Here is a 22,331-nt window from a genome sequence, read left to right as displayed (position 1 = left end):
AACGTCCCGCCTTCCTCTTGGCGGAAATATCCCGGGGGAGGCCGCGCGATGCGCGGACGGGGGCAGCGCCCCCGATGCTTCGGCGGAGCATCAACAGGCGCCTGTGCCGCAATGCACAGGTCGATCTCTGGCCTTTCCGGTTCAAACCGCTAGGGTCTGGCTCAATCAAAAAATCATGGAGTCCCTCTCATGACTGAGCACTACGCCCCGCCCAAAGTGTGGACTTGGGAAGCCGAAAGCGGCGGCCAGTTCGCCTCGATCAACCGCCCGATCGCCGGGGCGACCCACGACAAGGAACTGCCGGTCGGCAAGCATCCGTTCCAGCTCTACAGCCTCGCCACGCCGAACGGGCAAAAGGTCGGCGTGATGTTCGAAGAGCTGCTCGCCGCCAGCCATGACGCCGAATATGACGCGTGGCTGATCCGCATCAACGAGGGCGATCAGTTCGGCTCGGGTTTTGTCGACGTGAACCCCAACTCGAAGATCCCCGCGCTGATGGACCGCTCGGGCGCCACGCCGGTGCGGGTGTTCGAATCCGGTGCCATCCTGCTGCATCTGGCGGAAAAATTCGGCGCCTTCCTCGGCAAGCCCGAGGTGCGGGCCGAGATGCTCAGCTGGCTGTTCTGGCAGATGGGCAGCGCGCCCTATCTGGGTGGCGGCTTTGGCCATTTCTACGCCTATGCGCCCGAGAAGATGGAATATCCGATCAACCGTTTCGCGATGGAGACCAAGCGCCAGCTCGACGTGCTGGACCGCAACCTCGCGGACCGAAATTTCATGACCGGCGATGACTACACCATTGCCGATATCGCGATCTGGTGCTGGTACGGCAATCTCGCGCTGGGGCGGCAGTATAGCGCCGGGGAATTCCTCGACGTGGAAAGCTATGCCAACGTCCAGCGGTGGGCCAAAGAGATCGACGCGCGCCCGGCAGTGCAGCGCGGCCGTATGGTCAACAAGGCCGTCGGTCCGCTCGAAGAGCAGCTGCACGAGCGCCATGACGCTTCGGACTTCGATCTGCGCACGCAGGACAAGCTCGCGAGCTGACACGCTCACAGTGGACCCCTTGCAAGAGCCTTCGAAGGCTCTTGCAAATCTCTTCCAAGAGATTTGCCCTACGATGGGCGCGGCCAGAGCAGGATGCCCGGAACAGGATGACCGCAACAGGATGACATGCTGATTACCGCCATCTGGCCGATCTTTGCGCTGATCTGTCTGGGCTTCGTACTGCGCCGCTCCGGCTTCCCGTCCGAGGCTTTCTGGCCCGCCGCCGAGCGGCTGAATTATTTCGTGCTCTTTCCGGCGCTGCTCTTTTCCAGCCTCGCCGCCGCGCCGGTGCGCGACCCGCAGGTGCTGCGCCTCGGCGGCGCGGCGCTGGCGACCATCCTGATCGCCTCTGCCGCTATGGCGCTGGCGCGGCACGTCCGGCCCAGCCCTGCGGCGCGCTTCGGTCCGGGCTTGCAGGGCGTCATCCGGTTCAACACCTATCTCGGGGTGGCCGTTCTTGCCAGCGTGGGGGCCAGCGTGGGCGCCAGCGGCGCCAGCGCTCTGGCGGCGGTCTATCTGGCGGTGGCGGTTCCTCTGGTCAACGTGCTGTCGATCCTCGCGCTGAGCGGCAGCGGGGCAGGCGGGCGGCGCGGCGCGGTGCTGCTGCTGCGGACGATCTTTCGCAATCCGCTGATCCTCGCTTGCCTTGCGGGCATCGCCGTGGCGCTGAGCGGGATCGGGCTGCCCTTCGGCACCGGCTCTTTCATGAAGCTTCTGGCGCAGGGCAGCCTGCCGCTCGGCCTGCTCTGCGTCGGCGCGGCGCTGCAGCCCGAGGCGTTGCACAAAGACCTGCCGGCGCTCGCGGGCGTCAGTCTGCTGCGGCTTTTGTGCATGCCCGCGCTGGCCGTGGCGGTGGCCGCGCTCTTCGGGCTCGAAAGCACCTCGGCCCTTGTGCTGGTGGTCTTCTCGGCGGTGCCCTCTGCGCCGACGGCCTATGTGCTCACCCGGCAGCTCGGCGGTGACGGGCCCTATATGGCCGGGATCATCACCGGCCAGACGCTGCTTTCGGTGCTGACCCTGCCGCTGGTTCTCTGGGCCTGCGGGGCAGTGTAGCGCGGAGCCAAGGAAGCCCCGCCGCTCTGCAGCGAGGCCCCTTTGAGCAGAGGCCGCTCAGACGCCGAGCATATCCGTGAGCCTGCGCAGCGCGTCGCGGTCGGCGTCGTTCATCTTGGCCGCGCGCGAGCGGAACAGCGTCGCCTGCGAGCGCAGCACCGGCTCTTCGGCCAGCACCTTGAGGTGGTTGGCACGCAGCGTTTCGCCGGTCGAGGTGATGTCGGCCACGGCCTCGGCGGTGAGGTTCTTCACCGTGCCCTCGGTCGCGCCCTGACTGTCGACAAGCTGATAATCGGCCACGCCGCCCATACGCAGGTAGTCGCGCACCAGCCGGTGGTATTTCGTCGCGATGCGCATGCGGAAACCATGCGTCGCCCGGAAGGCGGCGGCGGCCCCGTCGAGATCATCGAGCGTGTCCACATCGACCCAAGCCGCGGGCACGGCGACGATCAGATCGGCCTGCCCGAAACCCAGTTCGGCCAGCGGCTCGACCTTCTGGTCCCATTGCACCAGTTTCTCGCGGATGAGGTCGGTGCCGGTGACGCCGAGGTGGATGCGCCCCGCTGCCAGTTCGCGCGGGATTTCCCCGGCCGAGAGCAGCACCAGCGACACGCCGTCGACGCCCTCGACGGCCCCGGCGTATTCCCGCTCGGAGCCGGTGCGCGACAGCTGTACGCCGCGCGCGCCGAACCAGTCGAAGGTCTTCTCCATCAGTCGGCCCTTGGAGGGCACGCCAAGCTTGATGCTCATTTCGCCACCTCCAGAAGGATGCCCGGACGGATCACACCGCCCACCGCCGGAATCTCCTGACCGCCGCCAAGCCGCCGGGTCAGCGCGTCATAGCGCCCGCCGGTGGCGATGGGGGGCAGGTCGGGACGGCTCTCGCAGACGAAGCCGAAGGCGAACCCGTCGTAATATTCCATCGAGCTGCGGCCATAGCTGGCTTCGAAGTCCAGCTCGGCCACGTCGACGCCGCGGGCCGACAGCGCATCGCAGCGGCGCTCGAAGGTCTCGAGCGCGGGCAGGAGCGCGGGCATGTCCACGGCGATGTCGCGCAGATGCTCAAGCGCGAAAGAGCAGGTCTCGCGCACGGCCAGCACCGCGTCGATCAGTTCCACCTGCGCGCGGGGCAGCGGCGGTTCGGCGGCATCGGCGCGCAGCGCGGCGATGCGCTCGGCGATCTCGCGCTCGGAGCGCATGCCGATCACCGGACCGGCCTTGGCCAGCGGGTCCGCCTGCGCCAGCATTGCGGCGCGCGGCGCCGGCACCGGGGTCTTGCCCGAGAACCGGTCGAGCAGCGCGCGGAACCGGCGCGGGCGCCAGATGTGCCGCAGCAGCGCGTCGCGGCGCGCCTGCGAGGTTTGCAGCCCCGCCACGGCAGCGGTGAGAATGCCGATATCGCCGGTCACCGGACGCAGCGCATAGGGCTGCAGAACCTCTGCGAACAGGCCGAAGACCTCGGCATCGAGCTGCGCCTGATCACCCCGGTCAAACACCTCATAGCCCACCTGAAAATACTCGGACGGGCGCTCGGGGTGCTCTTCCTGCCGCCGGAAAATCTCACCGGCGTAGGTGTAGCGCGCGGGCTCGGCGCCGTGGCTCATATGCATTTCGACCACCGGCACGGTGAAGTCGGGGCGCAGCATGACCTCGCCGCGGTTCGGATCGTGGGTCACATAGGCGCGGGCGCGGATATCCTCGCCGTAGAGGTCCAGCAGCGTCTCCGCCGATTGCATGATCGCGCAGTCGAGCGGCAGCGCCCCGGCCGCGGCGAAGACCGACTTCAGCCGTTCCGCCTCGGCCTTTTCGGCAGCCATGCTCACGCCCATTGGTTCAGGATCTCGCGCACCTTGGCGACCAGCTGATCGCGCGGCACCTCGTATTGCGAGGGCCGTTCTTTCCACTCTTCGAGGCTGGCGCTCTGCGCCAGTTTCGCGCCGAGGATCAGGTCCTTGATCTGCACCACGCCGCGCTCTTTCTCGTCGCCGCCCTCGATGACGGCCACGGGGGACTCGCGCTTGTCGGCGTATTTGAGCTGGTTGCCGAAGTTCTTCGGGTTGCCAAGGTAGACCTCGGCGCGGATGCCGTTGTTGCGCAGCTCGGCGACCATCGCCTGATAGTCGGCCATGCGCGCCTTATCCATCACGGTCACCACCACCGGGCCCTGCGCGGTGCCGCCGATGCGGCCCTTGGCGCGCAGCGCGGCGAGCAGCCGGTCGACACCGATCGACACGCCCGTCGCGGGCACCGACTGGCCGGTGAAACGCTTGACCAGATCATCGTAGCGCCCGCCGCCCGAGACCGAGCCGAACTGCCGCTTGCGGCCCTTTTCGTCGAGGATCTCGAAGGTCAGCTCCGCCTCGAACACCGGGCCGGTGTAATAGCCGAGGCCGCGCACGACCGAAGGGTCGATCTCGATACGGCTCGAGCCATAGCCGCCCGCGTCCAGCAGCGTGGCGATCTGCTCCAGCTCGTCGACACCTTCGGCGCCCACGGCCGAGCCGCCGATGGCGGCGCGCAGATTGGCGAGCGTTGCACCCGCGTCCGCGCCCTTGGAGGTCAGGAAGGCCAGCACCGGCGCCGCCTGATCGTCGGAAAGGCCCACGCCGTCGATATAGGCGCCCGAGGCGTCGAGACGCCCCTTGCCCAAAAGCTCGCGCACGCCGCTCTCGCCGACCTTGTCGAATTTGTCGATGGTGCGCAGCACCGCCTGCTGCTGCGCGTCATCCGACAGGCCCATGGTCTCGAGCACGCCGTTCAGAACCTTGCGGTTGTTGACCCGCACCAGATAGTCGCCGCGGGGGATGCCGACCTCTTCCAGAGTGTCCGACAACATCGCGCAGATCTCGGCGTCGGCGGCCACCGAGGGCGCACCCACGGTATCCGCATCGCACTGGTAGAACTGGCGGAAGCGGCCCGGTCCGGGCTTTTCGTTGCGCCAGACCGGCCCCATGGCATAGCGCCGGTAGGGGGTCGGCAGGTCGTTGCGGTGCTGGGCGTAGACCCGTGCCAGCGGCGCGGTCAGGTCATAGCGCAGCGCCACCCAGCCGTCGTCATCGTCTTCCCAGGCAAAGACCCCCTCGTTCGGACGGTCCACATCCGGAAGGAACTTGCCGAGCGCCTCGACGGTCTCCACGGCAGAACTTTCCAGCGCCTCGAAGCCGTAGCGATGATAGACCCCGGCGATGGTATGCAGCATTTCTGCGCGTTCGGTCACCTCGGTGCCGAAATAGTCGCGGAACCCCTTGGGCGTTTGTGCCCGGGGGCGGGGGGCTTTCTTTTCCTTGGCCATGGCCTCGCTCCGGCTGTCCAGATTGCGCGCTCCCCATAGCCGCTCGGCCCGCGAGGAGCAAGCCAAGCCCCGCCTCTCGCGGCAATTCCCCGGCTGGGGCGCTCAGCGCAGCACGAAGTCCACGGCCTTTGGCGGCGGCGGCAGGTCGGTATCGCCCAGCCCGCCGCGCAGCGCGATCTCGATGGTGGTGGCATAGGCCGTGAGCGGCATGGCGTTCTGCGTGTCCGAAAAGGGCTCTTCCAGTTCTTCGGCCAGCGCGTCGAGGCCGAAGAAAGCATAGGCCACCAGCCCGGTCGCCAGCGGCGCGACCCAGCCCAGCGTGTCGGCGAAGCCGAAGGGCAGGATGATGCAGTAGATATAGGCGGTGCGGTGCAGCAGCAGCGAATAGGCAAAGGGCACCGGCGTGCTGGCCAGCCGCTCGCAGCCGAGCAGCGCCTGCGCCAGGCGCGACAGGCTCTCGTGCAGCACCAGCGTCTCGACCTGCGTGAGCGCGCCGCTGCGCTCCAGCGTCGAGATGATGCGCCCGGCTTCGGTGAGCGCCGCATCGGCGGTCTCGGAGCTCTGTCCCGCGCCGCCGCCGCGCAATTGCTGTCCGGCGCGCTTGGCGTAGCGGACGATCGCCAAAAGCAGCGCGCGGCGCTCCTGCGTGCCCTCGATCATCACCGTCTGGCGCAACAGGTCGCGGGCGGTCTGGATCATCAGCCCCCAAAGCTTGCGCGCCTCCCACCAGCGGTCATAGCAGGCACCGTTGCGGAAACTCAGGAAGATCGACAGCGCGATGCCGATCAGCGCAAAGGGGGCCGGATCGAGCGAGGGCACGAGGCCGGGAAACTGGCGGTGCGCGAAAACCACGGCGATCGAGATCAGCACCACGGCCAGCAGCTGGATCCAGATCTGCTGGACCACCGAGCCCTTGAGAACGAAGAAAAGCCCGAGTAGGCCGGGACGTTTGCGCAGGATCACGGGAGGCACCTATTGATTTGACGCGGTCTCTTGCACGGCGCGCGGCGGCACCCTCCCGCAAACCGCCCGTCCGGCAGGTCGAGCGTTAATCCCCGGCACCGCCCGGCGCAACGCCGCGCCCGCCGCGCGCGCCCGCCTGCGGCGTTCGGACGCGGCCCGCGGTTCCGCTTCTTCTCTTTCCAAATACGCCGGGGGTGAATTCGCGCAGCGAAGAGGGGGCAGCGCCCCCACACCTCAACACCTGCCGCCCATGGACTCCGCCGGTCTCTCTGCCTATCTGCAGCCCAACGGAAACCGCCACCCATTTGCCGAAGGAGGCGCTGCCATGTCGCAAGAACTGGAAAGCCTGCAGGAACGCATCGCGCATCTGCTGCGCGCGGTGGATGATCTGTCCGAGACCGTGGCGCGGCAGGACAAGGACATCGCCCTGCTGCAATACCGGGTGCAGATGCTGCTCGAACGCGAGGCCGAGCGCGAGACCGACGGTGGCGGCGGCGTGGTCATCGGCGACGAGCGGCCGCCGCACTACTGAGCGCGCTGCGGCTCAGTGCCGTTCGAGCGCGACCACCTGCCCATCGTGCAGCAGCATGTTCACATATGAGGCGCTGCCGAAGGTCGGATAGACGCTGAGGAAGGCGGTATCGCGCGCCAGCCGGGTCATCGCGCGGCCACAGGGCTTGCCGCTGGAGACGCGGCAGACCTCGGCCTTCACCGTCTCATAGGCGCCCTCGACCGGCCCGCTCGGCAGCGTCTGTCCCGCCAGCCCATAGCGCAACTCCTCGTGCAACTGCGGCGCGCCAAAGAGCGCCAGCGCGCCGGTCACCTGCCGCGCGCAGCCATCGTCAAAGCCGGTGATATAAAGCGCCCGCGCCGCGGTGGTGCCGGGGCGGCTGTCATAAAGCACATAGCCGCGGCGGTTCTCGGGGTATTGCGCCACCGGAACGCCAAGCTGCCGCTCGGGCACGCCGCAGACCCGCGCGATCTCGCCATAGGGTAGGGCGGTGCCAAAGGGCACTTGCTGCGCATCCGGCCCGCTGCCCGCCTTTGCCGCGCTGGCCCTGCCGCCGAGCCAGCCAAGCAGCCCGCCCTGCGGCGCCGTTTGTGCGCGGCGCGCGGGGGTCTGTGTGCTTTCCAGAAATCCACCGTCTTCGGTCAGTTCGGCTTCCGAGGGCAGCGCGGCGCTCTCCCCGGCGTCCTCGGCCAACTCGACCTCGGACAGGCGCGGCACGTCGCGCGTCTCGCTGCAGGCGGCCAGCGCCGCCAGTGCGAGGCCGCAGCCAAGGCCTCCGAAGCGTGAAGTCAGGGCAGGGCGGTGCAAAAGCGGTCTCCCGGCTGAGGTCTGGCGAAGGTGTTTCCGAGGCCGCAACGCCGCCGAAAACTTTAACCTTCGTTTAACCTTTGGCCGGGGCCAAATCCACAACCCCTTTGTGCCGCGCAGAAAATCGGCGGCGGCGCGCCGAGGGTCGGGGCTCAGAAGTCCTCGACCGCCAGCACCCCGCCCAGCGATTTCACCGCGCCCTTGATCTCGGGCGTCACCGGGAAGTCCTGCTGCAGGTCCATCTCGACCTCGCCGGGCAGACCGTTGTCGGCAAGGCAGAGCCGGATCGGCCCGCGCCCGGCCTTGGGCATCTGTTCGGCGGCGCGGCTCAGCACCGAGGCGATCTGGTTGATTGCCCCCGCGCCCTCGATCCAGATCTTCAGCCCCGTGGCCCCTGCGCCCGCAACCACCTGCTCAACCGGCCCCACCGAGCGCGCCAGCAGCTTGAGCTGGTCGCTCTCCATCGTGGCCTCGACGGTGATCACCACCTTAGAGCCGGTCTCTAGGAACTCGCGGCTCTTCTCCAGCGTCTCAGAGAACAGCGTCACCTCATAGGCGCCCGTGGGGTCCGACAGCTGCGCAAAGGCAAAGCGGTTGCCCTTGGCCGATTTGCGCTCCTGCCGCCCGGCGACAACGCCCGCCAGCTTGGCGATGCACGGACCGCCGCGCGCCTTGTTGGTCGCCTCCTCGAGGGTCATCACGTCGCGCCGCTTCAGCGCGGGCATGTAATCGTCGAGCGGGTGGCCCGAGAGGTAAAAGCCGATGGCCTTGAACTCTTCCGACAGCCGCTCTGCGGGCAGCCAGTCGGGCACTGGCGAAAGCCGCGGCTCGGGCAGGTCATCCCCAGCCTCACCGAACAGCGAGACCTGCGCGCTGGCCTTCTGCTCATGGATCGCGGCGGAATAGGCGACCAGCGCGTCGAGACTGTCGAACACCCGGCGGCGGTTCTTGTCGAGCTGATCGAAGACACCGGCGCGGGCCATCATCTCCATCGGGCGCTTGCCGACACGCTTGAGATCGACCCGCCGCGCCACGTCAAAGAGCGTGGTGAAGGGCGTGTCGCCGCGTCCCTCGACCACCAGCCGCATGGCATCAAGGCCGACGTTCTTCAGCGCGCCGAGCGCATAGACCAGCTCGCCATCCACCACGTCGAAGCTCGCCTGCGAGCGGTTGATGCAGGGCGGCACATAGGGCAGCTTCAGCCCGTTCTTCGTCTCGTCGAAATAGACGGCGAGCTTGTCCGTCAGGTGGATATCGCAGTTCATGACGCCCGCCATGAACTCCACCGGGTGGTTCGCCTTCAGCCAAGCGGTCTGGTAGGACACCACCGCATAGGCCGCCGCGTGCGATTTGTTGAAGCCGTAGTTGGCGAATTTCTCCAGAAGGTCGAAGACCTCGGTGGCCTTCTTCTTGTCGACGCCGTTCTCAGCCGCGCCTTTCTCGAATTTCGGACGCTCGGCGTCCATCGCCTCCTTGATCTTCTTACCCATGGCGCGGCGCAGCAGGTCGGCGCCGCCGAGCGAGTAGCCCGCCATCTCCTGCGCGATCTGCATCACCTGTTCCTGATAGACGATGATGCCCTGCGTCTCGGCAAGGATGTGGTCGATCGACGGGTGCACCGAGGTGATCTCGCGCAGCCCGTTCTTGACCTCGCAATAGACAGGGATGTTCTCCATCGGGCCGGGGCGGTAGAGCGCCACGAGCGCCACGATGTCCTCGATACAAGTGGGCTTCATGCGCTTCAGGGCATCCATCATGCCCGAGCTTTCCACCTGGAACACCGCCACCGTCTTGGCCGCCGAGTAGAGCTCGTAAGTCTTCTCGTCATCCAGCGGGATGAGGTTCATCTGGTTTTCCGCGCCCTCGGGCGGATCGTAAAGCTCTGCGCCATCGGCGGCGACATGGATCGGGCGCCCCGACTTCAGGATCAGGTTCACCGCGTTCTGGATCACCGTCAAAGTCTTGAGGCCAAGGAAGTCGAACTTCACCAGACCCGCCTGTTCCACCCACTTCATGTTGAACTGGGTGGCGGGCATGTCCGAGCGCGGATCCTGGTAGAGCGGCACCAGCTGATCCAGCGGCCGGTCGCCGATCACCACGCCCGCGGCGTGGGTCGAGGCGTTCCGCAGCAGCCCCTCGACCTGCTGGCCATAGGTCAGCAGCCGGTCGACGACCTCTTCGTTGCGCGCCTCTTCACGCAGCCGCGGCTCATCCTGCAGCGCCTTCTCGATAGAGACGGGTTTGACACCCTCGACGGGGATCATCTTCGACAGCCGGTCGACCTGCCCATAGGGCATCTGCAGCACCCGGCCCACGTCGCGCACGGCGGCCTTGGACAGCAGCGCGCCGAAGGTGATGATCTGCCCCACCTTGTCGCGCCCGTATTTCTCCTGCACGTAGCGGATCGTTTCCTCGCGCCGGTCCATGCAGAAGTCGATGTCGAAATCGGGCATCGACACACGTTCGGGGTTGAGGAAGCGCTCGAACAGCAGCGAGTAGCGCAAAGGGTCGAGGTCGGTGATGGTCAGCGCATAGGCAACCAGCGAGCCCGCGCCCGAGCCGCGGCCCGGACCGATGGGGATGTCGTTGTCCTTGGACCATTTGATGAAGTCGGCAACGATCAGGAAGTAGCCGGGAAAGCCCATGCCCTCGATGATGCCAAGCTCGAAGTCGAGCCGCTTCTGGTATTCCTCGACCGAGACCGCATGCGGGATCACCGCCAGACGCGCCTGCAGGCCCTCGTTGGCTTGCCGCCGCAGTTCCTCGACCTCGTCATCGGCGAACTTCGGCAGGATCGGATCGCGGCGGTAGGCCATGAAGGCGCAGCGCTTGGCGATCTCGACGGTGTTCTCGATGGCCTCGGGCAGGTCGGCGAAGAGCGTCGCCATCTCCTGCGGGCTCTTGAGGTAGTGCTGCGACGTCAGGCGGCGGCGCGGCTCTTGCTGGTCGACATAGGCCCCCTCGGAAATACAGATCAGCGCGTCATGCGCCTCATACATCTCGGCCTTGGGGAAGTAGACGTCATTGGTGGCGACCAGCGGCAGGCCCATCTCATAGGCCATCTCCACATGGCCGCGCTCGGCGATGCGCTCCTCGGGCGGCAGGCCGTTTTCTCCGGGGTGGCGCTGCAGCTCGACGTAGAGCCGGTCGTCGTAGATCTGGTGCAGCCGGGTCAGCAGCGTCTGCGCCGCGGCGCGGTGGTTCTCGCGCAGGTGACGGCCAATCGGCCCATCAGGACCACCCGAAAGGCAGATCAGCCCCGCGCCATAGGTCTCGAGCTCCTCCAGCGTCACATGCGCCTCCTGCCCGTCCCCGCGCAGGTAGAGGCAGGAGTTGAGCTTCATCAGGTTCTCGTAACCGCGCTCGTTCTGCGCCAGCAGTACGATGGGGGCGGGCGCCTTGGGCCTTTCACCCGGAACCGGCTCGACATAGCGCAGATCGACCTGACAGCCGATGATCGGCTGCACGCCAGCGCCGCTGGCGGTCACCGAAAACTCCAGCGCCGAAAAGAGGTTGTTGGTGTCCGTCACCGCCACGGCGGGCATTTCCATGGCCTCGCAGAGGCCCGGCAGCTTCTTCAGCCGCACGGCCCCTTCAAGCAGGGAGTATTCGGTATGGACGCGGAGGTGGATGAATTGGGGATCGCTCATGACGGCAGAGTATTGCGCCCGTGCGCCGCGCGAAAGAGCCGCCGTGGCCAGGGCGCCGAACTTTGACCGGGTGATGCCAGAGGCGCTCCCAAAGGCGATGCCTCAAATCGGTTATGCAACCCCACATTTGCGCAAACTTCCCGCCTCATTTCGGGCGAAATGATTTGCGACACTGTCCCTGTTGGCGCAATCAATTTGACGCGATACCCAGTGAGTGACGAGTGACGGTGAAGAACGCGATGGCAGGCTACGAGGTGCAGGGCGCGCAGACGCAGCCAGCGTCCGCCGTCGCGCCCGATGTGCCGGTGACTGGGCGCAGACGTCAGGCGCTGGCGCTGGCCGCGCGGCTGCTGCCGGGGCTGACCGGACGGTTCCTCGCTGGCCGCTACATGAGTTCCCCATCCTATCTCGATCCCGAAAAGACCCGCCGTGAGGCGCGGCTGCTGCCGCTCGGAAACGACATGGCAGTTCTGCGCTACCCCGCGGCGGGTAAGGCGGCTGCGACGCGGCGGGTGCTGATCGTGCCGGGCCATGACGGGCACGCGCGGCAATTCGTCCGGCTGGTGGCCAGCCTGCGCCGCAGCGGGGCAGAGGTCGATCTGCTCGTGCTGCCCGGCCATCTGCGCGAAGGCCGCACGCGCTGCGGGCTGGTCGAGATTGTCCGGGCGATCCACCAGTGCGGCGACAGCCACGGCCCCTATGACGCGGTGGCGGCGCATTGCGTTTCGGCCAGCGGGCTGCTCTTCGCCATGGCCGAAGGATTTTCCTGCCCACGGTTCGCGCTGATCTCGACGCCGGTGGACCTGATGAAGCTGATGCGTCTCGGGGCCACGCAATATGGGATCTCGGGGCGCTGCCTCGCGGCCTTCGAACGCCGGGTGAGTCAGCTTTGCGGATCCTGACCGGCCCGACACCCCGTGGCGCTCCTTGGTGGAGGCGCGGACCGAGCCTGCGCTGGTGCTGCACGCGCGGCATGATTTCGCCGCGCCATCCGCCGATGCCCGCGATCTCGCGCAGGCCCTGCCCAAAGCACAGCTGGACCTGCTCGAGCAGGGCGATCACAACTCGATCCTTGGCATGACCTCGGCGATCCGCAGTCTCACAGAGTTTCTGACGCGCCCCTGATCTGCGAGTCGCCCTAAATTTAATCAAAGCGCCCACACATGCAGCAAATCTGCGTGTTTTCCGGGGGAATTCAACGCAGCTTTGCGCGGCGTTGCCTGCGAAACGGGCAGTTTTTCCTTGCCAAGCGCGAAGCGCCGCGCCTAGCCTTACGTCCAAAGCGATAATAATCCGCGCGCTTTCTACGCCGCATCGAGAGCGCGCAGCGGGGATGTGATCATGGTAAGGCGGCAGGTCATCAACATGGACATCTCCTTTCTTCTGAACGGGGAAAAGGTCGTGCTGCGCGACGTCTGCCCGACGCGCACGGCGCTCGACTGGCTGCGCGAAGAACGCGGGCTGCGCGGCACCAAGGAAGGCTGCAACGAAGGCGACTGCGGCGCCTGCACGGTGATGGTCACCGACGCGCAGGGCTCGCGGGCGGTCAACGCCTGCATCCTCTTCCTGCCGCAGCTCGACGGCAAGGCGCTGCGCACGGTCGAGGGCATCGCGGGCCCCGATGGCACGCCGCACCCGGTGCAGCAGGCGATGGTCGATCACCACGGCTCGCAATGCGGCTTCTGCACGCCGGGTTTCGTGGTGTCCATGGCCACCGCTCATCTCAACGGCGACACCGGGCATGATGACGCGCTGGCGGGCAACCTCTGCCGCTGCACCGGCTACGCGCCGATCATCCGCGCCGCCGAGGCCGCCGAAAGCGCGCCCGTGCCGGAATGGATGGCCGACCGGGACTTCCTCTTGGCGCAAATATCCTCGGGGGGGCTCGGCGCCGCCGAGCGGGGGGCAGACAGCCCCCCTCCGGCAGTTTCCGCCCCCGAGAGCGCGGACGAGCTGGCGCGCCTTTATGAACAGACCCCCGATGCGACGCTGGTGGCGGGTGCCACCGACGTCGGCCTCTGGGTCACCAAGCAGCTGCGCGAGCTGGATCGGGTGATCTTCCTGCACCGTTGCGCCGATCTGCAGCAGATCGAGGTCAGCGATGATACAATCCGCATCGGCGCCGGGGTCACCATGGACCGCGTACTGGTGCTGATGAAAGAGCATTTCCCCAGCTATGCCGAGATGCTGCGCCGTTATGGCTCGGCGCAGGTGCGGGCGGCGGCGACCATCGGCGGCAATATCGCCAACGGCTCGCCCATCGGGGACAACCCGCCGGTGCTCATCGCGCTGGGCGCCACGCTGCATCTGCGCAAGGGCGATGTCCGGCGCGAGGTGCCGCTCGAGGCGTTCTTCCTCGAGTACGGCAAGCAGGACCGCGCGCCGGGCGAGTTCGTCGAGGCCGTCAGCATTCCGCGGCAGGACGACCGGCTGCGCGTCTACAAGCTGTCGAAACGCTTCGATCAGGACATCTCGGCGGCCTGCGGTGCTTTCGTGATCCGCACCGAGGAGGGCGTGATCACCGAGGCGCGCATCGCCTTTGGCGGCATGGCGGGGATCCCCAAGCGCGCCTCAAAGGTCGAGGCGGCGCTGCTCGGCCAGCCGTGGAGCGACGATGCGGTGATCGCCGCGTGGGAAGCCTGGGCGCAGGACTACCAGCCGATGTCCGACATGCGCGCCAGCGCCGAATACCGGCTCAACGCCGCGCGCAACATGCTGACCCGCTACCTGCTGGCCGATCTCGGCGCGGCGACCGATGTGCGCGAGGTGACCGCATGAGCGTGACGAAACCCCTGCCGCATGACGCGGCGCCGCTGCATGTCTCGGGCAAGGCCCGCTATATCGACGACATCCCGCTGCCGGCGGATTGCCTGCATCTGGCGTTTGGTCTGTCGACCATCGCCGCCGGGACGATCACCTCGATCGACCTTTCTGCCGTCCGCGCCGCCCCCGGCGTGGTGAAAGTCTGGGAGGCGAAGGACTTGCCGTCGGACTGCGACTGCTCGGCCTCGCTGCACGACGAGCCGCTGTTGTCGGACGGCACCATCCACTATCTGGGGCAGCAGATCTTCCTTGTGGCCGCCACCAGCCATCTTGCGGCGCGCAAGGCGGCGCGGCTGGCCAAGATCACCTATGACCAACGCGAGCCGATCCTGACCATCGAGCAGGCGCTGGCGGCGGACAGCCGCTTTGAGCAGGGGCCGATCCTCTGGCAGAAGGGCGACACCGCCGAAGCGCTTGAGGCCGCGCCGATCACGCTCAGCGGCTCGCTCGAGATGGGCGGGCAGGAGCATTTCTATCTCGAAGGGCAGGCGGCGCTGGCGCTGCCGCAGGAAAACGGCGATCTTCTGGTCTCCAGCTCCACCCAGCACCCCACCGAGATTCAGCACAAGGTCGCCCATGCGCTGCACCTGCCGATGCACGCGGTGCGGGTCGAAACCCGGCGCATGGGCGGCGGCTTTGGCGGCAAGGAAAGTCAGGGCAACGCGCTGGCCATCGCCTGCGCCGTGGCGGCGCATGAGACCGGACGTCCGGCCAAGCTGCGCTACGACCGCGACGACGACATGATGATCACCGGCAAGCGCCATGACTTCCGGATCGACTATACCGTCGGCTTCGACGAAGAGGGGCGTCTGCGGGCGGTGGATTTCACCCAGTACACCCGCTGCGGATGGGCGCAGGACCTGTCGCTGGCCGTGGCCGACCGCGCCATGCTGCACGCCGACAACGCCTATGACATCCCGGCCATGCGGGTCGAGAGCCACCGGCTCAAGACCAATATGCAAAGCGCCACCGCCTATCGCGGCTTCGGCGGTCCGCAGGGCATGTTCGGCATCGAGCGGGTGATGGACCATGTGGCGCATCACCTGAAGATGGACCCGCTCGATCTGCGCCGCCGCAACTACTACGCCGATCTCGTCCCCGCGGGGACGGCGGCGGAAAGCGTCCCCGCGGGGACAGCAGAGCAATCTGTCCCCGCGGGGACAGAGCCGCTGGCGCATGACGACAGCGACGATCTGGCCTCGCGCGGGGCGCTCGCCGGAGCCGATGCGGGCGAGGGTGCGCAGCCCCAGACGCGCGTTCCCGGTGCCCCGCAGCAGACCCACTATGGCCAGCCGGTGGAGGATTTCATCCTCGGCGCGCTGACCGAGAAGCTGGAGCAGAGCAGCGATTACGCCGCCCGCCGCGCCGCCATTGCCGAGTGGAACAAGGCCAGCCCGCTGCTGAAGAAGGGCATCGCCATCTCGCCGGTGAAGTTTGGCATCTCCTTCACGCTCACCCATCTCAATCAGGCCGGGGCGCTGGTGCATGTCTATCAGGACGGCTCGATCCAGCTGAACCACGGCGGCACCGAGATGGGGCAGGGGCTGTTTCAGAAGGTCGCGCAGGTGGCCGCCGCACGCTTCGGCGTGCCGCTGGAGATGGTGAAGATCACCGCCACCGACACCGGCAAGGTGCCCAACACATCGGCCACCGCGGCCTCTTCGGGCTCGGACCTCAACGGCATGGCGGTGAAGGCCGCCTGCGACACGATCCGCGACCGCATGGCCGCGCATCTGGCCGAATTGCATCAGGACCTGCCCGAGAACGTGCGTTTCGAGGGCGGCATGGTGCATGTGGGCGGCACCGACCTCAGCTTCGAAGAGGCGGCGGTGCTGTGCTATCAGGGCCGCGTCTCGCTCTCGTCCACGGGCTATTACAAGACGCCCAAGGTCGATTGGGACCGCGTGCGCGGGCAGGGGCGGCCGTTCTTCTATTTCGCCTATGGCGCGGCGGTGACCGAGGTGGTCATGGACACGCTCACCGGCGAATACCGCATCCTGCGCGCCGACATCCTGCACGACTGCGGCGCCTCGCTGAACCCGGCGCTGGACATCGGCCAGATCGAAGGTGGCTATGTGCAGGGCGCGGGCTGGCTCACCACCGAGGAACTGGTCTGGGACGGCAAGGGCGCGCTGCGCACCCATGCGCCCTCGACCTACAAGATCCCCGCCTGCTCGGACCGGCCCGATGTGTTCAATGTGGCGCTCTGGGACGGACACAACGTGGAAGAGACCATCTACCGCTCCAAGGCGGTAGGCGAGCCGCCCTTCATGCTGGGCATCTCGGCCTTCCTTGCGCTGTCGGATGCGGTGGCGGCCTGCGGCGAGGCCTATCCCGACCTGCGCGCCCCGGCGACGCCCGAGGCGGTGCTGGATGCGGTGCGGAGCGTGCAGAATGGGCTTTGACCTCGACGCCCTTCGCGCAGCGGTCGCGGCGCATGGCCGGGTCGCCCGCGTGGTGATCGCCGAAGTGGCGGGCTCGGCCCCGCGCGAGGTGGGCTGCGCCATGCTGGTCTGGAAGGACGGCGACACGCAGCGCCAGAGCGGCACCATCGGCGGTGGCGCGCTGGAGCTTATGGCGGCAGAGCAGGCGCTGCGCGCGCCGGGGCTCAGCCGCCACCCGCTCGGCCCGGGGCTGGGACAATGCTGCGGCGGCGCGGTGACGCTCTGGACCGAGGTGTTCGACGCGGCGGCGCTGGCGGCGCTGGAGGGCGCCGAGATCATCGCCCGCGGCGAGGGTGCGCGCCCGCTTGCGGTGCAGCGGCTGATTGATCGCGCCCGCGCGCAGGGCAAGCCGCCCGAGCCGCAGCTGGTGCAGGGCTGGATGGTCGAGCCGCTGGCGCGCCCGGCGCGGCAGCTGTGGATCTGGGGCGCAGGCCATGTGGGCCGCGCCATGGTGGGCGTGATGGCACCGCTGCCCGATCTGGCAATCACCTGGGTCGACACCGGCCCCGAGCGCTTTCCGGATGAGGTGCCTCAGGGCGTCACCGTGCTGCCCGCCGCCGATCCGGCGCTGGCGGTGCCGCATGCGCCCAAGGAGGCCGATCACCTCATCCTCACCTACAGCCACGAGCTTGACCTCGCGCTCTGCCACGCGCTGCTCAGCCATGATTTCGCCTTCGCCGGGCTGATCGGCTCCGAGACGAAATGGGCGCGGTTTCGCAAGCGGCTGCAGGCGCTTGGGCATGGCGATGCGCAAATCGCGCGCATAACTTGTCCAATTGGTCAAAAAATCTACGGACGACACCCGCAGGCGATTGCCATCGGCGTGGCCGGACAGCTATTGGGGCAAAAAAAGGGGGAGGGGACGGCGTGCAGGACACACTTCTCAGCATCCGGGGCCTGACCAAGGCCTATCCCGGTGTCGTGGCCAATGACGATGTCTCTTTCGACATCGACAAGGGCGAGATCCATGCGTTGCTCGGCGAGAACGGCGCGGGCAAATCGACGCTGGTGAAGATGATCTTCGGGCTGGTGAAGCCCGACAGCGGCGAGATGCTGATGGATGGCGCCGCCTATGCGCCGGGCAAACCCTCGGACGCACGGCGCGCGGGCGTCGCCATGGTGTTCCAGCATTTCTCGCTCTTCGAGGCGCTGGACGTGGCCGAGAACGTGGCGCTCGGCATGGAGAACCCGCCAAAGCCGCGCGATCTGGCGCGGCAGATCCGCGAGGTGTCGGAAACCTACGGCCTGCCGCTCGATCCCACGCGCACCGTCGGCACGCTGTCGGCGGGCGAACGGCAGCGGGTCGAGATCATCCGCTGCCTGCTGCAGAACCCGCGTCTGCTGATCATGGACGAGCCGACCTCGGTGCTCACCCCGCAGGAGGTGGAGATCCTCTTTGAGACGCTGAACAAGCTGCGCTCGGAAGGCACCTCGATCCTTTATATCTCGCACAAGCTCGAGGAAATCCGCGCGCTTTGTGACACCGCTTCGATCCTGCGGCGCGGTCGCAACGTGGCCACCATCGTGCCGCGCGACGTCACCGCCCGGCAGATGGCCGAGTTGATGGTCGGCGCGAGCTTCGACACGCCCGCGGCGCGTGGCGGCGCGAAGGGCGAGGTGCTGCTCAGCACCAAGGGTCTATCGCTGCCCGCCCCCGGCGCTTTCGGCACACCGCTGCGCGAGGTCTCGCTGGAGGTGCGCGCCGGTGAGGTGCTGGGCATCGGCGGGGTCGCGGGCAACGGTCAGGACGAGCTGCTGATGGCGCTCTCGGGCGAGCGGCTGGCGCCTGCGGGCACGATCTTCTTCAAGGGCGAGGACATCAGCCGCACCGGCCCCATTGGGCGCCGCGACGCGGGGCTGCTGTCGGGCCCCGAAGAGCGCCTCGGCCATGCCGCCGCGCCCAATATGAGCCTGACCGAAAACGCCGTGCTCACCGCCGCGCGGCGCGAGACGCTGGTGCAGCGCGGGCTCATCGACTGGAAACGCGCCAAAGCCTTTGCCGAAGAGGTGATCGAGCGCTTCGACGTGCGCACGCCGGGGCCGGGCACGGCGGCGCGGGCGCTCTCGGGCGGCAACCTGCAGAAATTCGTCGTCGGGCGCGAGATCGCCCAGAACCCCGAGGTCTTTGTAGTCAACCAGCCCACATGGGGCGTCGATGCCGCCGCCGCCGCGGCGATCCGGCAGGCGCTGCTCGACCTCGCCGCCAAGGGCGCGGCGATCATCGTGATCTCTCAGGACCTCGACGAGCTTATGGAAGTCTCTGACCGTTTCGCGGCGCTAAACGAGGGGCGGCTCTCGCCCTCCCGCGCGGTCGCCGAGCTCGATATCGAAAAGATCGGCCTGATGATGGGCGGCGCGCATGACATGGAGGTGGCCCATGTGGAAGCTTGACCTCTGGATGCCTGACCCCCGGCGCGGCGCGGCTTGGCTGCCTGCACAAATGCGTATTTTTGAAGAGAAGAAGCCTAAAGCTTTGATCTTCCGAGCAGTTCCGTCCGCTTCTTCTCTTTCCAAATACGCATGGCGCGCCGGGGATATCTGCGCGGCGCCGGTGGGAGGCTTTGCATGATCCGCCTCGAAAAACGCCCGCAGCCGTCGCGGCTCTGGACCATCGTGACGCCGCTGCTGGCGGTGGTGCTGACCATGGTGGTGGGCGGCATCATGTTCGCGCTGCTGGGCAAGCCGCCGCTGGAGGCGATCCGCACGATCTTTTGGGATCCGCTGTTTCACCCGCAGTTCGCCGAGTATTCGCGGCCGCAGCTTCTGGTGAAGGCCGGACCGCTGATCCTCATCGCCATCGGCCTGTCGATCGGCTTCCGCGCCGGTATCTGGAACATCGGCGCCGAGGGGCAATACATCATGGGCGCGGTCACCGGCGCCGCGGTGGGACTGGCGTTCTACCCCTCTGAAAGCGCGCTGCTGTTCCCGCTGATGGTGGTCGCGGGCGCGCTCGGCGGCTGGGCCTGGGGGATGATCCCGGCGATCCTCAAGACCAAGTTCGGCACCAATGAGATCCTCGTGTCGCTGATGCTGGTCTATGTGGCCGAGAACATCCTCGCCTCGGCCTCGGCGGGCTGGCTGCGCAGCCCCGAAGGCATGGGCTTTCCCGGCTCGCGCAACTTCAAGCAATGGCCCGCGGTGTTCAACGACGAGCTGATCGCCAACACCGGCCTGCATTGGGGCGTGGTGAGCGCGCTGATCGCGGTGATCGCCGCCTATGTGCTGATGGCGCGGCATATTCAGGGCTTCAACATCCGCCTCACCGGCGAGGCGCCGCGGGCGGCGCGCTTCTCGGGCGTCAGCCCGGCGCGCATCGTCTTCCTGTGCCTCGGCATTTCCGGCGCGCTGGCGGGCATGGCGGGGCTGTTCGAAGTGACCGGCCCGGCGGGGCAGATCACCATCGATTTCAACTCGGGCTACGGGTTCACCGCGATCATCGTCGCCTTCCTCGGGCGGCTGCATCCGGTGGGCATCCTGCTCGCGGGGCTGTTGATGGCGCTGACCTATATCGGCGGTGAGCTGGCGCAGCTGATGCTCGGCCTGCCCGGCGCGTCGATCCAACTGTTCCAGGGCATGCTGCTGTTCTTCCTGCTGGCCACCGATGTCTTCACCAATTACCGCATCCGCTTTGCCAAGAGGGAGCTGGCCTGATGGATCCCGTACTTCTTGTGGCCTCGATCATGGTCTCGGCGACGCCCATCCTGCTGGCGGCGATCGGCGAGATGGTGGTCGAAAAGGCCGGGGTTCTGAACCTCGGGGTCGAGGGCATGATGATCACCGGCGCGGTGATCGGCTTTGCCGTGGCGGTGAGCACCGGCTCGCCGGTGCTGGGCTTTGCCGGCGCGGCTTTGGGCGCGGCGGTGCTGTCGCTGAGTTTCGGGTTTCTGACCCAATATCTTCTGTCCAATCAAGTGGCGACGGGCCTTGGGCTGACGCTGGTGGGGCTGGGGCTGTCGGCCCTCGTTGGCGCCTCCTTCGAGGGGGTGCGCGCGCCGGGGCCGGGCAAACTGTGGATCCCCGGACTGGCCGAGATCCCGGTGCTGGGGCCGATGCTCTTTCGCCATGACTTCATGGTCTATGTGAGCCTGCTGCTGGTGGCGGGAGTCTGGGCGTTCCTGAAATACACCCGCGCCGGGCTGATCTTGCGCGCGGTGGGCGAGGACCACGAGAGCGCCCATGCGCTTGGCTACAAGGTGGTGCGGGTGCGCATGGCGGCGATCTTCTTCGGCGGCGCCTGCGCGGGGCTTGGTGGCGCCTATGTCAGCCTCGTGCGCGTGCCGCAATGGACCGAAGGCATGACCGCGGGCGCGGGCTGGATCGCGCTGGCCATCGTCGTCTTTGCCAGCTGGCGCCCGCTGGGGGTGCTGATCGGCGCCTATCTCTTTGGCGGGGTCACCGTGCTGCAGCTGAACCTTCAGGCGGCGGGCACCAATGTGCCGGTCGAGCTGCTGTCGATGTCGCCCTATCTGATCACCATCATCGTGCTGGTCGTCATCTCAGCCCGCGGGGTGCATGGCGCGCCCGGATCGCTGGGGCGCTCTTTCCACGCCTCCGCGTGAGCGGGGCACAGGCCTGATCCGGGGAAACCGGACGGTATTGAATACAGTTTGAACTCAGGGAGACTGAACAGAATGAAACGCAGAACGCTTCTTGCCTCGGCCGCCGTCGGCCTTGCTCTTGCTGCCGCCCCGGCCTTTGCGCAGGACGTGCCGAAGATCGGCTTTGTCTACGTCGGTCCGGTGAACGACGGCGGCTGGTCGCAGCACCACCATGAATCCGCGATGAAGATGAAAGAGCACTTCGGCGACCAGATCGAACTGATCGAGCAGGAGAGCGTGCCCGAGGGGGCCGACGCCGAGCGCGTGCTGACCCAGATGGCGCTGTCGGGCGCGGACCTGATCTTCACCACCTCGTTCGGCTACATGGACCCGACGATCAACGTCGCGGCGAAATTCCCGGACGTGAAGTTCGAGCATGCCACCGGCTATAAGACCGCAGACAACGTCTCGGCCTATTCGGCGCGCTTCTATGAAGGCCGCGCGGTGACCGGCTATCTTGCTGGCGCGATGACCAAGTCGAACAAGATCGGCTACATCGGCTCCTTCCCGATCCCCGAAGTGATCCGCGGCATCAACTCGTCGTTCCTGCACGCCAAGAAGGCCAACCCGGACGTCGAGATGTCGGTGGTCTGGCTGTCGACCTGGTTCGACCCGGCGAAAGAGGCGGATGCGACGCAGGCGCTGCTCGATCAGGGCGTCGACGTGGTTCTGGCGCACACCGACTCCACTGCGCCGCTGTCGGTGCTGGAGAAGGCTGGCGGCTACGGCTTCGGTCAGGCGGCGGACATGTATGACTACGCCCCCGAGCCGCGGCTGTCGTCGATCATCGACGATTGGGCGCCCTACTACATCGACCGCGTGCAGGCGATCGTCGATGGCACCTGGGAGAGCCACAACGTCTGGCAGGGCATTGGTGACGGCATGGTCGGCATCGGCGAGATCACCGGCCCGGTGCCGGAGGACGTGAAAGCCACCGCGGAGAAGATGAAGGCCGATATCGCGGCGGGCGACTACCACCCGTTCACCGGCCCGATCAACAAGCAGGATGGCTCGGTGTGGCTGGCCGAAGGCGAAGTGGCCGACGACGGTGTGCTCGCGGGCATGGATTTCTACGTCGAAGGTCTGACCGGCGAGATCCCGAACTGATCGCCACCGCGACGTGAGCATTGCGCCGCCGGGAGC

19 protein-coding genes are annotated in these 22,331 nt (G+C 67.2%); 13 read left to right on the top strand and 6 right to left on the bottom strand.

From position 1 onward, the window contains the following. The first annotated feature begins 189 nt into the window (after nucleotides 1-189). Both yghU and ACXAD2_RS27940 read left to right on the top strand, forming a co-directional pair. On the top strand, nucleotides 190-1,047 hold the full coding sequence (gene yghU / locus ACXAD2_RS27945; RefSeq protein WP_475178122.1) for a glutathione-dependent disulfide-bond oxidoreductase: 858 nt from the start codon (nucleotides 190-192) through the stop codon (nucleotides 1,045-1,047). Between the two features lie 126 nt (nucleotides 1,048-1,173). Beyond that, nucleotides 1,174-2,100, top strand: a complete 927-nt coding sequence (locus ACXAD2_RS27940; RefSeq protein WP_475178117.1) for an AEC family transporter — start codon at nucleotides 1,174-1,176, stop codon at nucleotides 2,098-2,100. 57 nt (nucleotides 2,101-2,157) lie between these two features. Here ACXAD2_RS27940 and hisG read toward each other — a convergent pair whose 3' ends face one another. From hisG to ACXAD2_RS27920, 4 genes are all read right to left on the bottom strand, one after another. Beyond that, nucleotides 2,158-2,850: an ATP phosphoribosyltransferase gene (gene hisG / locus ACXAD2_RS27935; protein ID WP_475178114.1), complete on the bottom strand. Its 693-nt coding sequence runs from the start codon at nucleotides 2,848-2,850 to the stop codon at nucleotides 2,158-2,160. Further along, nucleotides 2,847-3,929, bottom strand: coding sequence for an ATP phosphoribosyltransferase regulatory subunit (locus ACXAD2_RS27930; protein WP_475178111.1), 1,083 nt, complete (start codon nucleotides 3,927-3,929; stop codon nucleotides 2,847-2,849). The genes hisG and ACXAD2_RS27930 overlap by 4 nt, the downstream gene beginning before the upstream one ends. Then, nucleotides 3,920-5,392: a histidine--tRNA ligase gene (hisS, locus tag ACXAD2_RS27925; RefSeq protein WP_066107600.1), complete on the bottom strand. Its 1,473-nt coding sequence runs from the start codon at nucleotides 5,390-5,392 to the stop codon at nucleotides 3,920-3,922. Before hisS ends, ACXAD2_RS27930 begins: the two co-directional genes overlap by 10 nt. Nucleotides 5,393-5,494: 102 nt before the next feature. Further along, nucleotides 5,495-6,355, bottom strand: coding sequence for a bestrophin family protein (locus ACXAD2_RS27920; RefSeq protein ID WP_475178107.1), 861 nt, complete (start codon nucleotides 6,353-6,355; stop codon nucleotides 5,495-5,497). A gap of 325 nt (nucleotides 6,356-6,680) precedes the next feature. Between ACXAD2_RS27920 and ACXAD2_RS27915 the strand changes: the two genes are divergently transcribed. Continuing rightward, nucleotides 6,681-6,887, top strand: a complete 207-nt coding sequence (locus ACXAD2_RS27915) for a SlyX family protein (RefSeq protein ID WP_193789530.1) — start codon at nucleotides 6,681-6,683, stop codon at nucleotides 6,885-6,887. A gap of 12 nt (nucleotides 6,888-6,899) precedes the next feature. Here ACXAD2_RS27915 and ACXAD2_RS27910 read toward each other — a convergent pair whose 3' ends face one another. After that, nucleotides 6,900-7,673 (bottom strand): hypothetical protein, encoded by a 774-nt coding sequence (locus ACXAD2_RS27910; RefSeq protein ID WP_475178099.1) that lies wholly within the window; start codon nucleotides 7,671-7,673, stop codon nucleotides 6,900-6,902. Between the two features lie 152 nt (nucleotides 7,674-7,825). After that, nucleotides 7,826-11,323, bottom strand: coding sequence for a DNA polymerase III subunit alpha (gene dnaE, locus ACXAD2_RS27905; protein WP_475178094.1), 3,498 nt, complete (start codon nucleotides 11,321-11,323; stop codon nucleotides 7,826-7,828). Between the two features lie 221 nt (nucleotides 11,324-11,544). Between dnaE and ACXAD2_RS27900 the strand changes: the two genes are divergently transcribed. The 10 genes from ACXAD2_RS27900 (at nucleotide 11,545) to ACXAD2_RS27855 (ending at nucleotide 22,295) form a co-directional block, all read left to right on the top strand. After that, nucleotides 11,545-12,225, top strand: coding sequence for a hypothetical protein (locus ACXAD2_RS27900; protein ID WP_475178089.1), 681 nt, complete (start codon nucleotides 11,545-11,547; stop codon nucleotides 12,223-12,225). A gap of 25 nt (nucleotides 12,226-12,250) precedes the next feature. After that, a complete protein-coding gene (locus ACXAD2_RS27895; RefSeq protein ID WP_475178085.1) occupies nucleotides 12,251-12,448 on the top strand; it encodes an alpha/beta fold hydrolase in 198 nt (65 codons plus the stop codon). A 240-nt stretch (nucleotides 12,449-12,688) separates the two neighbouring features. Further along, entirely contained in the window at nucleotides 12,689-14,101 is a 1,413-nt protein-coding gene (gene xdhA / locus ACXAD2_RS27890) for a xanthine dehydrogenase small subunit (RefSeq protein WP_475178431.1), read from the top strand. Beyond that, a complete protein-coding gene (locus ACXAD2_RS27885) occupies nucleotides 14,098-16,551 on the top strand; it encodes a xanthine dehydrogenase molybdopterin binding subunit (protein WP_475178080.1) in 2,454 nt (817 codons plus the stop codon). Before xdhA ends, ACXAD2_RS27885 begins: the two co-directional genes overlap by 4 nt. Next, a complete protein-coding gene (gene xdhC, locus ACXAD2_RS27880) occupies nucleotides 16,541-17,491 on the top strand; it encodes a xanthine dehydrogenase accessory protein XdhC (RefSeq protein ID WP_475178076.1) in 951 nt (316 codons plus the stop codon). The genes ACXAD2_RS27885 and xdhC overlap by 11 nt, the downstream gene beginning before the upstream one ends. Beyond that, nucleotides 17,458-18,981: an ABC transporter ATP-binding protein gene (locus tag ACXAD2_RS27875; protein ID WP_475178072.1), complete on the top strand. Its 1,524-nt coding sequence runs from the start codon at nucleotides 17,458-17,460 to the stop codon at nucleotides 18,979-18,981. The genes xdhC and ACXAD2_RS27875 overlap by 34 nt, the downstream gene beginning before the upstream one ends. Next, nucleotides 18,968-19,159, top strand: a complete 192-nt coding sequence (locus ACXAD2_RS27870; RefSeq protein ID WP_475178068.1) for a hypothetical protein — start codon at nucleotides 18,968-18,970, stop codon at nucleotides 19,157-19,159. Before ACXAD2_RS27875 ends, ACXAD2_RS27870 begins: the two co-directional genes overlap by 14 nt. Further along, the gene (locus ACXAD2_RS27865; protein WP_475178062.1) at nucleotides 19,156-20,241 is read left to right on the top strand and encodes an ABC transporter permease; all 1,086 of its coding nucleotides are present in this window, start codon (nucleotides 19,156-19,158) and stop codon (nucleotides 20,239-20,241) included. The genes ACXAD2_RS27870 and ACXAD2_RS27865 overlap by 4 nt, the downstream gene beginning before the upstream one ends. Next, nucleotides 20,241-21,149, top strand: a complete 909-nt coding sequence (locus ACXAD2_RS27860) for an ABC transporter permease (RefSeq protein ID WP_066108872.1) — start codon at nucleotides 20,241-20,243, stop codon at nucleotides 21,147-21,149. Before ACXAD2_RS27865 ends, ACXAD2_RS27860 begins: the two co-directional genes overlap by 1 nt. A 72-nt stretch (nucleotides 21,150-21,221) precedes the next feature. Beyond that, nucleotides 21,222-22,295: a BMP family ABC transporter substrate-binding protein gene (locus ACXAD2_RS27855; protein ID WP_475178055.1), complete on the top strand. Its 1,074-nt coding sequence runs from the start codon at nucleotides 21,222-21,224 to the stop codon at nucleotides 22,293-22,295. Nucleotides 22,296-22,331 lie beyond the last annotated feature (36 nt).

The sequence above is a fragment of the Salipiger sp. ABN3_019 genome (genome assembly GCF_056158605.1).
Note: the sequence above shows the minus strand (reverse complement) of the source record. Positions and strands in the feature narration are given on the sequence as shown.

What these genes read in the sequence shown, in the direction of transcription:
- yghU (WP_475178122.1), top strand. Translation starts at nt 190, where the DNA reads ATGACTGAGCACTACGCCCCGCCCAAAGTGTGGACTTGGGAAGCCGAA.
- ACXAD2_RS27940 (WP_475178117.1), top strand. Translation starts at nt 1,174, where the DNA reads ATGCTGATTACCGCCATCTGGCCGATCTTTGCGCTGATCTGTCTGGGC.
- hisG (WP_475178114.1), bottom strand. Translation starts at nt 2,850, where the DNA reads ATGAGCATCAAGCTTGGCGTGCCCTCCAAGGGCCGACTGATGGAGAAG.
- ACXAD2_RS27930 (WP_475178111.1), bottom strand. Translation starts at nt 3,929, where the DNA reads ATGGGCGTGAGCATGGCTGCCGAAAAGGCCGAGGCGGAACGGCTGAAG.
- hisS (WP_066107600.1), bottom strand. Translation starts at nt 5,392, where the DNA reads ATGGCCAAGGAAAAGAAAGCCCCCCGCCCCCGGGCACAAACGCCCAAG.
- ACXAD2_RS27915 (WP_193789530.1), top strand. Translation starts at nt 6,681, where the DNA reads ATGTCGCAAGAACTGGAAAGCCTGCAGGAACGCATCGCGCATCTGCTG.
- dnaE (WP_475178094.1), bottom strand. Translation starts at nt 11,323, where the DNA reads ATGAGCGATCCCCAATTCATCCACCTCCGCGTCCATACCGAATACTCC.
- xdhA (WP_475178431.1), top strand. Translation starts at nt 12,689, where the DNA reads ATGGACATCTCCTTTCTTCTGAACGGGGAAAAGGTCGTGCTGCGCGAC.
- ACXAD2_RS27885 (WP_475178080.1), top strand. Translation starts at nt 14,098, where the DNA reads ATGAGCGTGACGAAACCCCTGCCGCATGACGCGGCGCCGCTGCATGTC.
- xdhC (WP_475178076.1), top strand. Translation starts at nt 16,541, where the DNA reads ATGGGCTTTGACCTCGACGCCCTTCGCGCAGCGGTCGCGGCGCATGGC.
- ACXAD2_RS27870 (WP_475178068.1), top strand. Translation starts at nt 18,968, where the DNA reads ATGTGGAAGCTTGACCTCTGGATGCCTGACCCCCGGCGCGGCGCGGCT.
- ACXAD2_RS27865 (WP_475178062.1), top strand. Translation starts at nt 19,156, where the DNA reads ATGATCCGCCTCGAAAAACGCCCGCAGCCGTCGCGGCTCTGGACCATC.
- ACXAD2_RS27860 (WP_066108872.1), top strand. Translation starts at nt 20,241, where the DNA reads ATGGATCCCGTACTTCTTGTGGCCTCGATCATGGTCTCGGCGACGCCC.
- ACXAD2_RS27855 (WP_475178055.1), top strand. Translation starts at nt 21,222, where the DNA reads ATGAAACGCAGAACGCTTCTTGCCTCGGCCGCCGTCGGCCTTGCTCTT.